The following is a 14,458-nucleotide window of genomic DNA, read 5'->3' as shown; positions in this document are numbered from 1 at the left end:
GGCGTTTTTCGTTTCCGCGTCCGTACACGATGACGGCGAGCCGCGGTCATCCCGCCGGGCCGGGGGCCGCGGCCGCACGCACGCGATCCGTCGCCACGATGCGAGCGCTACACTCGCCCCGGCAAGGCGCGGGCCCGGCACCGCCGGGTCGCCTGCGCGGCCCCCGCCATGCGTCGCCCGCACACGGAAGGATTCGACCATGTACATGCCCGAGCCACCGCTGGACCGGATGCTGACCGCGTTCGAGAAGGACCACGACGACGGCACCGGCTGGGCGCGCAATTTGCGCGATGCCATCAATGCGTCGCCGGTGTTGCGCGAGAACCTGGAGCGCGCCGTCCACGGGAAACACCTCGCCGGATTCGCGCTGTCCGACGAGAACGCCGTGGAGAACAACGCCTATTCGTCGAAGACAGGCATGATCCTGCTGAACGAGGACACGATCCGCCAGGCCACGCCGGACAGCCTCGCCGTCGGCGAACTGGTCTTCGCGCTGGGACACGAGACCGACCACGCCCTGCGACGACCCGACATCCTCGCGGCCGCAGAGAAATTCGACGATGAGGTGCGCAAGGTCGCCGAGAGCGAAGGGGTCCCGTCGCACGACTACACGCAGCCGTTGCAGGACATGCTCGACGCACGGCGCGCGGACGAGGCCAAGGCGCATCTCGGGGGCTACAACGCCTACATGTCGTGGGCGACCAGGAGCACGTCTTTCGTCGCGCTGGAGGAATTCCATGACGGCTGCCCGCACAGGATGAGCGACTTCATGGACGAGCACACGGCGGAAGGTTGGAGGTATTGCCAGCTGAAGTCCGTCCTGCACACCGAAGATGTCTTCTCGCTGCAGCAGAACGCGGAAAACATCGAGGCCATGAAACGGCTCTACTACGACAAACCCGGCAGCGAGGCGAGATTGGGTCGATCGGGGACACTCGACTACCGTCATCACGACGCATCGGGACTGCTCGATGTCATCGACAGGAAGGACAAGGTCGTCAATTTCTCGCGCGACGAAAAGACGCGCGTTGTCTATCGAAAGCGCGGAACACCGGAGATCGTGATCGACCTCCACGCGCTCGGGCTCGACCGATCGAAGCTGGACACCGAACTGTTCCGCAGGCCGGCATCCCGCCCTGCGCCGGACATCGCGACGGTGACGGACACGCAGGAGAGGAAACGCAAGCGCGAACCCGAGGAATCGAAAGCGGACGGCGCACGTCCGTCGGACCCCGTCGACACCAAGCGCGCGCGAACGGCACCCGGCCAGTGCCTCGCCACGCCCGACCTTTCCGCCGGCACGCCCCCGGATTCCAACCACCCGATCTATCGCGTGGCGCTCGAGGCGGAGTACATGCTCAGGCCTTATGCGGCCCAACTGGGACTCGATGCCACGGCCTTGCGGAATGTCGCCGCGGGCGTGGCCTGCGAACTCCAGCGCCATGGGTCGACGACACACGCGATCGCGGAAATGTTCCCCGATGCGGACCATCGGATCCTGTTCGCGACGGATCGCCCGTCCAATGACGACAGCCGTGTTGGCGTCCGCATCGACATCTTGCATTGGAGCGGGCAGACCGCCAGCGACGAACTGGCGAAGATCGCGCACGCAGACACCGACACGCCGGCACCGACGCAGCCGCACCCCCACCCTCATGGGCACATGCATTGACCGGCAAGCGCGACACGCATCGCGCGCGTGATCTCCGGAATCCGGATCGCGGTGCATCATCGTGGACGATGGATTTCGTCGCCCTCACCGCCTGCGGCGAAGCGACGGCTTCGGAACCGGACCGGAGGACGCAACGGCACGAAATCGCGATCCTGGAGTTCGCCGGGATGACGAGGATGGGTTCGGGGTTGCCGGCGAAGATGCGGGGACCGTGTCGCCGCCCCATGTCGACGGCACATCCTGCACGACGCAGGCGGCGCTGGCGCTCATCCACCGAACTTCGATCATCATGGTCGCCACACGCACACGCAGGAACACGCCATGCTCCCCAGGAACCGCATCTGCCTCTGGTACGACGGCACCGCACTCGACGCGGCGCGCTTCTACGCGGCGACTTTCGCCGACAGTTCGGTGGACGCGGTGCACCATGCGCCCGGTGACTTCCCGTCGGGCAAGGCCGGCGACGTGCTCACCGTCGAGTTCACGGTGCTGGGCATTCCCTGCCTCGGGCTCAACGGCGGCCCCGTGTTCCCGCACACCGAGGCGTTCTCGTTCCAGGTCGCGACCGACGACCAGGCGGAGACCGACCGGCTGTGGGACGCGATCATCGGCAACGGCGGCCAGGCCAGCGCCTGCGGCTGGTGCAAGGACCGGTGGGGCCTGTCGTGGCAGATCACCCCGCGCGTGCTGAGCGACGCGATCGCCAGCCCCGATCCCGCCGTCGCGCAGCGCGCGTTCGCGGCGATGATGACGATGACCAAGATCGACATCGCCACGATCGAGGCGGCGATCCGCGGCTGACGGTGGAGGCCGGCTCGCCCGGCCCTGTTCAGCGGCCGCGCAATCGCCGCAGGGTCTCCGCCGCCTTCGCCCGCGGCGCGGAGTTGCCGCAGGTGTCGATCGTGAGGCGGCGACCGATCGGCGGATCAAAGGGATCTTCCGTCACGAACAGCAGGTACTCCTTCCCGGGCTCCAGCCGGAAGCGTGCCGTGCTGTTCTCGCTGAAGAGGGTGAGGCTGGCCGGCGGCTTGCCCTTGAACACGCGCAGCACGTTCACGCGGTAGAGCGCGCCCGCGTAGGGATCGAAGCCGTTGGGCGTCGCCGCACCGCCCTGGAACGGCGGCGCGAGCGGCCTGGGCCGGCCATCCTCGCCCAGCCACGTCTCGCGAACACTGCGCGCGATCACCACGTACCGGGCGCGCGCACGCTCTTTCGCGACGGAGTAGTAATCCGGACTGGACCACGGCAACTGCGGATCGGTCCCGCTGCACAGTGCCTGCGCCGCGCCGACGGGCAGGCAGGCCAGCAGCGACACCAGCACCAGCGTCGACGCGCATCGTTTCGTCTTGATCATGGCCGGGATGCCTCGTGGTCGTCGGCGACGATACCGCACGGGGTGCACGCGGCGAAGCGCGGCTGACCCTCGCAGGCGAAGGGCCGGGCCCTGCCCGGGGCCCGGGCATGCGGAGCGCACCGGGACGCCCCGCACGCCGGCCGGCGGAGCCCCGCGGCTATACTGCGGGATTGCACAACCTCGGTATCGACCATGAAGCCCACCCTCGATTCGATCGCCTCGGCCAAAGCCAAGCTCGCCGAAGAACTGCGCCAGCTCGAACAGCAAGAGGAGGATCTGCGGAAGGAACAGACAGGGGGCGCGTTTTCCAAGGTCATCGAATTGCTGACCGAGTTCGGACCGCACTTCGATGCCAAGCAGAAGGCCGAGATCGCCGCACTCGTCGCGCCGAAGGCACCGGCCGCGAAGAAGGCGGCCCCGGCGAAAGCGGAAGTCGCGCCCAAGTATTGGCTGCCGCATACGGGCGAAACCTGGACCGGTCGTGGCCGCCCGCCCCGCGCGTTCACCGCGTGGGAAGGCACGGCCTCCCACCGCGAATGGAAGGCCAAGCACCCGGACGAGAAGTTCCCGAAGTTCCCGGGATGACCGCGTGCCGGCCGCGCTCGCCGCTGCCGGCAAGGTGAATCGGCAGAACTCGAGGCCAGATAGCCCGGGTAAGCGCAACGCGCGCACCCGGGATGAACCGACGCAGACCTTTCCGCAATCCCGGGTGCGGCCTTTGGCCTTGCCCGGGCTACGACTTCGCCGGTGCGGCATGGTGTGGGGCGCTGCGCTCACCACCACCCTACGGAATCCGGGCGCAGGCAACGCCTGCGCCCGGCGAAGCTCATGCGGCGTCTGCCTCCAGCGGCACCAGCCGATTGTCGTCGTCGTAGCGCAGGCCGCAGACCATCGCGGCCATGCCGCGCAGGGCGGCTTGCGGGCGGGTGCCGCTGGCTTCGCACAGGGCGATGAACTGGGGCGGGACTTCGACCAGCAGGACGTTCGACAGCGCGGCGCGGGACGCAGGCGGCGACTTGGGCTTGGACATGACGGCACTCCGTTTCGCCCGACGCCAGGAGTGGACGCCGTTGGCGATTCAGAGGCGCATCGCGCGCAGGCGCGTCAAGGTTTGCGCAGCAATTCACCTCGACCTTGACGCGCCGAGCACGGTGCGATGCTGGGACGACAACGGTGGGCATATCACCCAACACATCAGAGCGCTGCATCATCCCGCGCAAGGTGCGCCGAGGCGCACCTTGCAAGATGATCCATATAGGCCGAGCTCCAGTGTGCCGTTACGTGAAAGTAACAGGCTTTTGACCCACCTATACGTGGCATAGCCTACTGCTTACGAAGCATTACCCAAAAATTTTCAACCTCTTTTGAGGTCCGCCGATTGAGAACTGTTTCGGCAGACACGTGAAGTACGAGCCTAACCTTGGCTTTTCCCGACGATGTAATGGCATCCCATCGAGCCAGGTCACAGCCCACCAGTGCATCGACGAATGCATGCCAGCAATCTTCCTCAAAACGAGCCGTCCAAGTTAACCGCTGTTCCTCCACATCAACTTCGTGTCCGTCTCTCGTTACGATAATCGGGATATCCGGCCGCCTTGCTATTTTGTCCAAATAAAATTCGGCAGCGTCCGCAAAGCGAGAGGTCTGTACGGTTTCTTCCTTATTTATAACTCCAACGCTCTGTAGAACCTCTCGCACTCGCGCCGGGTCATCTCCATATTTATCCGCAACCCGCACTTCAAGAACCTTACAGCTTTCGAGACCGACCGCCGAGGATCTCAATTGTTGCTCCGATGCACAATCGAGGTAGTCAATTTCGCAATTGCGCAAATTAATCTTGAAGTCTCCGCTATCAGGAATATTAAGCGCGCCGATTCTACAGCTATCGAAATCAATCTTGGTCCAACCCTTCCCAGACAATCTAACCTCATCCAAGCTAAGCCAACCCACCCTACTCGTCGGCGGCACCCCGCCTCTCTTATTCAACAACGAACACCAAAGAGACCCTAAATTTCCTGCTATAACCTGCCCCCCAATTTTCCCAAGGCCGCCGAAGTCAATTGCCGCAGGCAGGATTTCAAGCGCATCGCTTCGCTTATCCAGAAGCCACTCAAATACCACAGGGTTGACATTGCTCTGCTCAAGAATAGAGCGGTAATTCGATGCCACAGCGCCGTTAAGATGCCCCTGAAGCGATGCTGACAGAAAGCAATCAAAAAGCACTTCGTGAGAAAATGAGAACTGGTTATTTCCGGACAAGTCCGTGCTGACGCCAAGCCCGCATAGCGACGAGAGTCTTCGCGTCAATCCTGGGCGAACTTTATCTAACATTTCTTCACCAACGACCTGTTGAGCGCAAAGAACCATATCCGCCTGCTCCAGCTCGCGACTCTTAGTCAACTGCATGATCTCAGCCGCTTCAGCAAAAAGACTCTTAAGCTCAAGCGGATTTAGAAGCTCGCCACTGTTGGGATCGCGCAGCTTGGATGCTTCTCGATCCAGATACTGATCGACAACAATATCGAATATCTTAGGAAGATCAGGATCGAAATTGGATTTTTCAAACCAAGCGGAAAAAGCCTTAGCAAAGAAAGGAACCCCAAGAATTTCCCAGTCTCGCTGACTAATTTTAGAAATTGCCGCTTCAGGAACGCCACGATTCCTCAAATATATTGCAGCTTGCTCCCTAGACCACGGCTGGACTTCAACCAATGTATGATCAACATTGAGATTGGCATGATTCGCAAGCGAACGGCGGTATTGGGTGAGATAGTAAGACGAGCGAGCAGAGGCAACTAGGACTCCTCGTCCAGCCAGATCCCGAAACCAAGGCTCAAGCGAACCTAATGCATTCTCGTAACCACTGCTCCCAAGAAGCTCGTCGAACCCATCAACCAAAACCACGAGCAAACCGTTTCGGCATAAAGCACGCGCACTATGACTTGACAAAAGTTTCGTAATATTCAATGCACTATTAACCGCATCATCAAGACTAGCTAGTGTCCGCCCAGTAGATGAAACGAAAAGATATAGCGGCTTAGTTGATTTTGGTCGCGATGCAATTTCTGCAGCGCGCTCTCTTGCAAGACTCAGCATCAGATCCGTCTTGCCAAGACCAGCCTATCCTACTAAAAAAAATACAATCGTCGAAGGTTTAACCAATTGGCATGACTCGTCTACACGGCTCTCAAGCGGAAAGAGAGTGTCGCGCTTTTGCCCACTAAGATCGTCTGTTTTCTCTCGAAGAATTGCTGGCCCACGAACATCATTGAGACTGGATCCACCTAGCCGGGTTAATTCCTCTTGATTCCTCTCAGCCGCAAAAGATTCCAGGCCTATACCTATACGACGGGCCAGCACTTGCCAATTAGCAACAGCCTTAAGAAACTCAGAATAAGCAACCCATGACTTCGATGAATTATCATTCCATTCCTTTCGCCCATCAGGCCCAATCCGAAAGGCGTCGATTCGCGGTTGATTTTCATCACTTGTGGAACGAGTCCACGGCACAAAAATATACCCAAGCTCTTCTTCATCCCCAAAAAAATAGCTTGGCGGTGAATAATCCTCGGTGAATGCAGAGATGTCGGCAAGAAGGTCTTTAACAAATCTAGCAATCTCACTGCCAATACTCTTTCGATCAACCAACACCGCGTCAATAAATCGACTTACGGCGTTAACGTCACCCGATGCTGTGATATCGCCGGAACGAGTGATGTACCAGATTTCATCGTTAGCAAAATGGGAATAGATTTCAACCCCAGAACCATCATTGCTCTGGCGCCACAACGACATCAAATCCAAACATTCGCCGAGCAACTCGATATGAGAATGCCCACCATCATTAACCGCATAGACATCCGAAAAAAGTGCGCGAAGATTATCTGTCAAAGTGCGCTCTAAAACTAAAAGATTAGATAAAGCAACCTGCACCACATCCGCATCAGAAGGAAGCGGATGCCCGTGTGAAAGCTGGTCCCTCATCGTCTTAAACGACGCATATCGCTTCGGAACCTTGAATGACTCAACCGCAATCCGCACACCTTCGGCAAGTCGAGCAATTCGGCTTAGCAATGAATTTGCTCGACTCAGCGCACCAACATTTTTCACTGACAGGACAGCCAGCATTGTGCCGAAACCTGGCATGGAGGATGCTCGCAGGCAAGTGCCGTCGCCCGCAGCACTTGCCGCAATAACTAGCGTATAAGCGATACGAACATGAAAATCTACCGCAGCAATTAATTCTCGAATGTCGCTATCCGCGCCAGACAAGCGCTTTCTATATTGCGACAATGTTCGCTCCAACTGATCAAACGCTGCAAAAGGCATATCCCTTATTCCTCTTTATCTTCCGCAATGTGCGAAGCAGATTCCATCAATTTACTTGGCTTTCAACCAATCGACATTTGGCAATGGCACCAGCGGACTGCATGTCACGCCTGTACTCACCACTCACATCGTAAAGCGCATGTGAGATTTGGCCCAGACTGTAAGATTTGACAGCTTCCATCCGCGTCATGCACTGATCGGCCCATCCTGCGCCGACTTCTGGAGGCAGCCGATTCACTGCGCCGCGTTGCGCATGGCCTGATACGGCACTACATTCCCGCCCCCTTCTCCGCCTCAATCTACGGATCAATTCGATCTCGGTGGCGGTGTCGCCGCGGCGGTCCTTGCCCAGGACTGCGTCGACGCCAATTAAGGGGCAACTCAAAAAGCGAGATCCAGCATCAAGCCACCGAATGGCGCGAGATAAAGTTCGCCCCCCTACAACCCCTTAGCCGCCTGCTCCACCGCCCGGAACAGCGCCCTGCCCTTGTTCATCGTCTCCTCCCACTCGGTCTGCGGGTCGGAGTCGTAGACGATGCCGGCGCCGGCCTGCACGTAGAGGCGGCCGTCCTGGATGACGGCGGTGCGGATGGCGATGGCGGTGTCGGCGTCGCCGTGCCAGCTGATGTAGCCGATGCTGCCGGCGTAGACGTTGCGCTTCACGGGTTCGAGTTCGCGGATCACTTCCAGCGCGCGGATCTTGGGCGCGCCGCTGACGGTGCCGGCGGGGAAGGTGGCGCGCAGCACGTCGGCGTAGCTCAGGCCGTCCTTCAGCTTGCCGGTGACTTCGCTGACGATGTGCATGACGTGGCTGTAGCGTTCGATCACGAAGCGCTCGCCGACGTCCACGGTGCCCGGTTCGCTGACGCGGCCGACGTCGTTGCGGCCGAGGTCGATCAGCATCAGGTGCTCGGCGCGTTCCTTGGGGTCGGCCAGCAGTTCGGCTTCCAGCGCGAGGTCTTCCTCGTGCGTGCGGCCGCGCGGGCGGGTACCGGCGATCGGGCGCACGGTGACGGTGCCCTCCTCCAAGCGCACGAGGATTTCCGGCGACGAGCCGACCACCTGTGTGCCGCCGACGTCGAGGAAATACATGTACGGCGAGGGATTCAGCGCACGCAGGGCGCGGTACACGTCGACCGGGCGCGCCTTGAACGGTACCGACATGCGCTGGCTCAGCACGACCTGGAAGATGTCGCCGGCGCGGATGTACTCCTTCGATTTCTGCACCGCGGCGATGAAGCCCTCGCGGGTGAAGCCGGAGACGAAATCCTCTTCGACGAGGCCGGCGGAGTCGCGCGCCTCGGGATAGCCGGGGCCGCCCTGGCGCAGGCGATGGGTCAGTTCGTCGAGGCGACGGTTGGCGCGCGCCCACGCCTGCGACTCGCGCGGGTCGGCGTGGACGATGAGGTACAGCCGACCCTTGAGGTTGTCGAACACCGCGACGTCGCGGCTGTCCATCAGCAGGATGTCGGGCGTGCCCAGTTCGTCGTGGTAATCGCGGTGCAGGCCGTCGCTGCCGCGCAGGCGCGGTTCGATGTACTGGATGCACTCGAAGCCGAACCAGCCGACGAGGCCGCCGGTGAAGCCCGGCAGGCCCGGCAGGCGCGGGATCTTCTGCGCAGTGCGCAGGCGTTCGACCTCGGCCAGCGGGTCGTCGACGGTGCGGCTTTCAATCAACTCGCCCAACTCGGTGACGAACAGCGTGTGCCCGGCGAAGGCGTACACGCGGTGCGCGGGCAGGCCGATGATCGAGTAGCGGCCGAAGCGTTCGCCGCCTTCGACCGATTCGAAGAGGTAGGTGTGCGGGCCGTCGGCCAGCTTGAGATAGACCGACAGCGGGGTGTCGAGGTCGGACAGCACTTCGCGCACCACGGGCACGAGGGTGTGGCCGTCGGCGGCATGCTGCTGGAATTGTTCGTACGAGATCACGCGGGAATCCTCGGGAGCGCACGCGGGCGCGGACAGGCGGGAGGGATGGAAAGGCGGCTCAGCCGCGCCATCGCCCCTGCACGGCCATGGCGGCCGCCTGCTGCGGGCGCGGGGCCCGGATGTCATGGATCGTCTGCATGTCCCCATGCTAACGGCTTGTGCGCCCTGCCGCACCCGCGCCCTGACTTCGACACGCCATGCCCCCGTCACGGAACCGTCACCGCCCGCCCGGACCATGGAAGGCCATCGCAGGGACGACGGACGGAAGCGGGATTGCTTCCAATCTCTCCGGGCGGCGCCGCAAGGCGCCGCTCTTTTTTTTGTCCGATGCCCGGCACGCCTCATGCTTTTGTAGGAGCGCCGGAAGGCGCGACCCCGCGATGCATCAGGTCGCGCCTTCCGGCGCTCCTACAGAAGCGGGGCGTCGTGCCACGCATCGACCAGCGGGCCGACGTCCACGGACGCCGCTTCCGGACGCGCCACCAGCCACGCGCGGACCGCCTCGCGATCGGCCTCCGTGGCCGAACCACGCGCCGGCATGACGAACCCGTCCTCGCCGCCGCCCCAGGTCAGGCCGTGCGCCTCGATCGCCTCGGCGAGCAGGTCGTCCCAGAAGCGACGGGCCTCCGCTGCGGACAGAACATGCAGCGTGAATCGCACGTGGAAGCCGTCCTCGCGGAATTCGTCGACGTGGAGCTTCTTGCGCAGGCGGCGGCTGCGGGTCTGGGGTTTGCTTTTCGTAGGAGCGACGTGAGTCGCGACCTCGGGGCCCATCGGGTCGCGACTCACGTCGCTCCTACAAAGGGCGGGGCGTCGTGGCTCATGCGCGCCCAAAGAAGCTGTCATCCCGAGCGCAGCGAGGGACCTGCTTCTCGATGCAGTCGGGATCAAGCAGGTCCCTCGCTGCGCTCGGGATGACAGGGATCGTTCAACGCACCGCCGCCACCGCCGCTTTCATCGCCGACACGACGCTCGCGTAATCGGGCTGGCCGAAGATCGCCGAGCCGGCGACGAAGGTGTCGGCGCCGGCGCGCGCGATCTCGGCGATGTTGTCGACCTTCACGCCGCCGTCGATTTCCAGCCGGATCGCCTTGCCGGTACGCGCGGTCGCGGCGTCGATGCGCTGGCGCACGACGCGCAGCTTGTCGAGCGCCGACGGAATGAAGCTCTGCCCGCCGAAGCCCGGGTTCACCGACATCAGCAGCACGAGGTCGAGTTCGTCCAGCACGTAGTCCAGCACCTCGACCGGCGTCGCCGGGTTCAGCACGAGGCCCGCCTGGCAGCCCTGCGACTTGATCAGCTGGATCGTGCGGTGCACGTGGCGGCTGGCCTCGGGATGGAAGCTGATCAGCGACGCGCCCGCCTTCGCGAAGTCCGGCACGATGCGGTCGACCGGCTCGACCATCAGGTGCACGTCGATCGGCGCGGTCACGCCATGCTTGCGCAGCGCCTCGCAGACCAGCGGCCCGATGGTGAGGTTGGGCACGTAATGGTTGTCCATCACGTCGAAATGCACCCAGTCCGCACCCGCGGCGAGGACGGCGTCGACCTCCTCCCCGAGCTTCGCGAAATTGGCGGACAGGATGGAGGGGGCGATGACGGTGGGGCGCATGGGGGATCCCGGCACGAGGACGATGGAAGGAGACGTGTGAAGGTTTGCCGGATCAACCCGACTCGCGGATTTCGGCAATCCGGGCTTCGATCACCGCCTTGAATGCGGGGTCCGGACCGAGGGCGAGACAGGCTTCCAGATCTGCAGAAGCTGCGGCGCGGTCACCCTGCGCCGCCAGCAACCGGGCGCGGTTGTAGTAGGCGAAGGCACATCCCGGATCGAGTTCGATCGCTCTCGCGAAGGCTACGAGGGCCTTGTCGGACCTGCCCAGATTCGACTGGGCCGTCGCCAGACTCGCCCACGTGGCGGCATAGGCATAGCCCGCGGCGATCGCTTTCTCGAGATCGACGAGCGCCGGCTCAAACCGTCCGATCATCCCCAATAGCGTTCCGCGATCGGCGTGGAGAAGCGCTTCGCCCGGGAAACGTTGCAAGCCTGCATCGAGCGCGTCCAGGGCATTGGCGACTTGCCCCTTTGCGATCAGGCTGCGGGCGTTGCGGGAAATCTCTACCGGCAGGAGATCCGGAGACGAAGTCCGGCTATTGCTGCTCGCCACCTGCGAGACGCCTTTTCGATGCAGCCATTTCCACATCAGGATCGTCTCCGCTGCTTCCTGATCCGCTCGTACGCGGCGTTGATCTCGCCGGCCTTGTCCTCGGCCTGGCGGCGGAGGTCTTCGGCGACGCCGACGAGGCGGTCGGGGTGGTACTGGGCGATGAGGCGGCGGTAGGCCTGTTCGACTTCGGCGTCGGTGGCATCGGGGTCGAGGCCGAGGACGCGGTAGGGGCCGTCCTGCACGGGCGCGGGGGCGCGGCGGAACCAGCCGGCGTCCCAGGCGTGGCCCAGCAGCAGGCCCAGCAGGATGCCGTCCGGATGGCGCGTCAGCACCCAGCCGGCGGCGAGGCCGAGGACTTTTCCGTACCAGCGCGTCATGGGGCACAGTTTACAGGCCCGGCCGGTCTTCTCGCGGGCGCGGCGGGCCGTACACTAGGCGGCCCGAACGCTTCCGACGGACTGCGCGTGGCGACCACCCTGCTCGACTCCGATCTCCCCGGCCTGCCCCTGCGGCATCGCGGCAAGGTCCGCGACGTGTTCGACCTGCCGCCGGAGCGGCTGCCCGCCGGGGCGCGCGACCGGGGCCCGCTGCTGCTGATGGTCGCGACCGACCGGCTCAGCGCGTTCGACGTGGTGCTGCCCGACCCGATCCCCGGCAAGGGCGAGATGCTCTGCCAGATCAGCAATTTCTGGTTCGCGCAGACCGCGCACATCCTGCCGAACCATCTCACCGGGATCGACGTGGCGTCGGTGCTGCCGGACGGCGTCGACGCCGCGCTGTACGCGAAGCGCGCGGTGGTGACGAAGAAGCTCAAGCCGGTGCCGGTCGAAGCCATCGCCCGCGGGTATCTCATCGGCAGCGGCTGGAAGGACTACCAGCGCACCGGGCGCGTCAGCGGCATCACGTTGCCGAACGGCCTGCGTCAGGCCGAGCAGTTGCCCGAGCCGATCTTCACGCCGTCGACCAAGGCCGCCGTCGGCGACCACGACGAGAACATCGATTTCGACACGATGGTGCGCACCGTCGGCGCCGAGCTGGCCGAACAGGTGCGCGACGCCACGCTGCGCCTGTACCGCCACGCCGCCGACTACGCCGCGCAGCGCGGCATCCTGCTGGCCGACACGAAGTTCGAGTTCGGCACCGACGCCGACGGTCGGCTGTACGTGATGGACGAGATGCTGACGCCGGATTCGTCGCGCTACTGGCCCGCCGACGAATACGAGGTCGGCATCAGCCCGCCGAGCTACGACAAGCAGTTCGTGCGCGACTATCTGGAAACGCTGGACTGGAACAAGACCGCGCCCGGCCCGCGCCTGCCGCAGGACGTGATCGACCGCACCCGCGCGAAGTACGCCGAGGCGTTGCAGCGGCTGGCGGGGATCAGCGTCGACTGAATGCAGCCGGCGCCTGCCAAGCTGCTGTCGCGCGAGGTGCATGCACGCCTGCGCGACGCGTGGGCGGGACCGCTGAAGGCCGCAGGCTGGAAGCGCTCGAAACTCTCGTCGTCGGCATGGTCGCTGAGCGATGGCGACGACAGCGTGTCGTTCTGGGTGCAGATCGACAAGTACGGCTGGTGGGACGGTTTCGGCAGCGAACTCACGATCGAGTTCCAGTACGACGCCGGCGCGCCGTCGCCGCTTCCCGGCGCGCTCCACGATCGCTGCCGCTACATGGCCTTCCTGTCGGACGACGACGTGCAGGCGGTGCTCGATGCGAACCGCCGCGTGCGCGCGAGCCTGCCGCCGGACCCGCCGGTCGCGTTCCCCGGCTTCGATCCGTATCCGAAGGATCTGGAAGCACACGACTGGTCGGCCGACCAGTGGCGCTGCGTCGACGTGTGGCTGCGCTACTACACGCCCGAACACGTGCAGTGGATCGCCGATTTCCTGCTGCCGAAATTCGACGCCTGCGCGCGGCAGTGGCGCGAACGCCGCCGGGCCGCGCTTGTGACGCCCTGACCCGTACCCACGACCGCCATGCCCGCCACGTCCCTGCTCATCACCTCCGGCTTCTCGAAGTTCCATTACGCCGCGTCCGTCGCATCGGGCACCGCGAAGGGCGAGCTGCGGCTGAAGACGCTGCCGAAGGATCCGATCGTCATCGACTTCGACAGCCACACGTACCGTATCGACTACGAGCGCACGCGCGACGGCGTGATCGTCAGCGACTTCCGCTTTTCGCTGGTCGACGGCAACGGCGAGACGCTCGCCTTCGCCGACAAGGTGCACGGCAAGCGCGACTACGTGGCGCACGTCCACGGCACGACGTTCCGTTTCGAGAAGCGCAGCGGCCTGTTCTCGCTGGGCTACGCGCTGCTCGATGACGGTGGCCGTCAGGTCGGCAAGCTCGCCGAAACCACCGGCTTCACGCTGTGGAAGCGCAGCTTCCGCTTCGACCTGCCCGACGCCGTCGACGGCCCGACCGGGCTGTTCCTGTTCTTCCTCGCGGTCAACCTGCATTTCCGTTGATTGCGCCCCGCCCTCTTTCCGCCGGAGTCCGCCATGACGACCGCCACCGCCGAACGCCCGATCGATGTCTGGTTCGCCAAGTATTCGGACGACCACCAGAACGAGACCAACCAGACGATCCACTTCATCGCGGTACCGACCATCCTGTGGACGGTGACCGCGTTGCTGTGGTGTGTGCCGGTGCCGGGCACGCTGTTCGGCGCCGGCGCGTGGGCCGCGTTCGCGTCGTTCGCGGCATGGATGTTCTACTACCGCGCTTCGCGCACGCTGGGCTTCGGCATGCTGGCGGTGCTGGTGGTGATGCTCGGCATCGACCGCTACCTGCAGGAGCGCATCGGCCTGTCGATGCTGCTGAAGGTCGCGATCGCGGTGTTCGTGGTCGCGTGGATCGCGCAGTTCGTCGGCCACAAGCTGGAAGGCAAGAAGCCGAGCTTCCTGACCGATCTGGTGTACCTGCTGATCGGTCCGGCATGGGTGCTGGCGAAGGTGCTGCGCCGCTTCGGTCTGAAGTACTGATGCGCAGGCTTCGCGCGCGCGG

General features: G+C 63.6%; 16 protein-coding genes. 7 read left to right on the top strand and 9 right to left on the bottom strand.

Annotation, left to right across the window (positions count from 1 at the left end):
- Positions 1–199: 199 nt before the first annotated feature.
- Entirely contained in the window at positions 200–1,672 is a 1,473-nt protein-coding gene (locus ACT53R_RS11535) for a hypothetical protein (RefSeq protein WP_476172024.1), read from the top strand.
- 321 nt (positions 1,673–1,993) lie between these two features.
- Positions 1,994–2,473, top strand: coding sequence for a VOC family protein (locus tag ACT53R_RS11530; RefSeq protein ID WP_476172023.1), 480 nt, complete (start codon positions 1,994–1,996; stop codon positions 2,471–2,473).
- 28 nt (positions 2,474–2,501) lie between these two features.
- Here the strand turns inward: ACT53R_RS11530 and ACT53R_RS11525 are convergent, their stop codons facing one another.
- On the bottom strand, positions 2,502–3,026 hold the full coding sequence (locus ACT53R_RS11525; RefSeq protein WP_476172022.1) for a hypothetical protein: 525 nt from the start codon (positions 3,024–3,026) through the stop codon (positions 2,502–2,504).
- Positions 3,027–3,218: 192 nt separating this feature from the next.
- Between ACT53R_RS11525 and ACT53R_RS11520 the strand changes: the two genes are divergently transcribed.
- Positions 3,219–3,611, top strand: coding sequence for an H-NS histone family protein (locus ACT53R_RS11520; protein WP_476172021.1), 393 nt, complete (start codon positions 3,219–3,221; stop codon positions 3,609–3,611).
- 241 nt (positions 3,612–3,852) lie between these two features.
- On the opposite strand, the gene ACT53R_RS11515 is transcribed toward ACT53R_RS11520, so the two are convergent.
- From ACT53R_RS11515 to ACT53R_RS11480, 8 genes are all read right to left on the bottom strand, one after another.
- Positions 3,853–4,056, bottom strand: a complete 204-nt coding sequence (locus ACT53R_RS11515) for a hypothetical protein (RefSeq protein WP_476172020.1) — start codon at positions 4,054–4,056, stop codon at positions 3,853–3,855.
- A 293-nt stretch (positions 4,057–4,349) separates the two neighbouring features.
- The gene (locus ACT53R_RS11510) at positions 4,350–6,122 is read right to left on the bottom strand and encodes an NACHT domain-containing protein (protein ID WP_476172019.1); all 1,773 of its coding nucleotides are present in this window, start codon (positions 6,120–6,122) and stop codon (positions 4,350–4,352) included.
- Between the two features lie 24 nt (positions 6,123–6,146).
- On the bottom strand, positions 6,147–7,355 hold the full coding sequence (locus ACT53R_RS11505; protein ID WP_476172018.1) for a hypothetical protein: 1,209 nt from the start codon (positions 7,353–7,355) through the stop codon (positions 6,147–6,149).
- A 438-nt stretch (positions 7,356–7,793) separates the two neighbouring features.
- A complete protein-coding gene (trpE, locus tag ACT53R_RS11500; protein WP_476172017.1) occupies positions 7,794–9,284 on the bottom strand; it encodes an anthranilate synthase component I in 1,491 nt (496 codons plus the stop codon).
- Between the two features lie 408 nt (positions 9,285–9,692).
- Positions 9,693–10,073 (bottom strand): YggL 50S ribosome-binding family protein, encoded by a 381-nt coding sequence (locus tag ACT53R_RS11495; protein WP_476172016.1) that lies wholly within the window; start codon positions 10,071–10,073, stop codon positions 9,693–9,695.
- A 139-nt stretch (positions 10,074–10,212) separates the two neighbouring features.
- On the bottom strand, positions 10,213–10,896 hold the full coding sequence (gene rpe / locus ACT53R_RS11490; protein WP_476172015.1) for a ribulose-phosphate 3-epimerase: 684 nt from the start codon (positions 10,894–10,896) through the stop codon (positions 10,213–10,215).
- A gap of 52 nt (positions 10,897–10,948) precedes the next feature.
- Positions 10,949–11,488 carry a hypothetical protein gene (locus ACT53R_RS11485; protein ID WP_476172014.1) on the bottom strand — a complete coding sequence of 180 codons (540 nt, stop codon included), beginning with the start codon at positions 11,486–11,488 and terminating at the stop codon, positions 10,949–10,951.
- A complete protein-coding gene (locus ACT53R_RS11480) occupies positions 11,488–11,829 on the bottom strand; it encodes a J domain-containing protein (RefSeq protein ID WP_476172013.1) in 342 nt (113 codons plus the stop codon). The genes ACT53R_RS11485 and ACT53R_RS11480 overlap by 1 nt, the downstream gene beginning before the upstream one ends.
- An 87-nt stretch (positions 11,830–11,916) precedes the next feature.
- On the opposite strand from ACT53R_RS11480, the gene ACT53R_RS11475 reads away from it, so the two are divergent.
- From ACT53R_RS11475 to ACT53R_RS11460, 4 genes are read left to right on the top strand one after another with little or no spacing between them, the layout of a single operon-like run.
- Positions 11,917–12,846, top strand: coding sequence for a phosphoribosylaminoimidazolesuccinocarboxamide synthase (locus tag ACT53R_RS11475; protein WP_476172012.1), 930 nt, complete (start codon positions 11,917–11,919; stop codon positions 12,844–12,846).
- Entirely contained in the window at positions 12,847–13,410 is a 564-nt protein-coding gene (locus ACT53R_RS11470; protein WP_476172011.1) for a hypothetical protein, read from the top strand.
- Positions 13,411–13,428: 18 nt separating this feature from the next.
- Positions 13,429–13,920 carry a hypothetical protein gene (locus tag ACT53R_RS11465; RefSeq protein ID WP_476172010.1) on the top strand — a complete coding sequence of 164 codons (492 nt, stop codon included), beginning with the start codon at positions 13,429–13,431 and terminating at the stop codon, positions 13,918–13,920.
- Between the two features lie 33 nt (positions 13,921–13,953).
- Positions 13,954–14,436: an Mpo1 family 2-hydroxy fatty acid dioxygenase gene (locus ACT53R_RS11460; RefSeq protein ID WP_476172009.1), complete on the top strand. Its 483-nt coding sequence runs from the start codon at positions 13,954–13,956 to the stop codon at positions 14,434–14,436.
- The last annotated feature ends 22 nt before the right edge of the window (positions 14,437–14,458 follow it).

The organism is Lysobacter sp. DMC104, from assembly GCF_056313665.1.
This window is presented reverse-complemented; position numbering and strand designations above follow the sequence as displayed.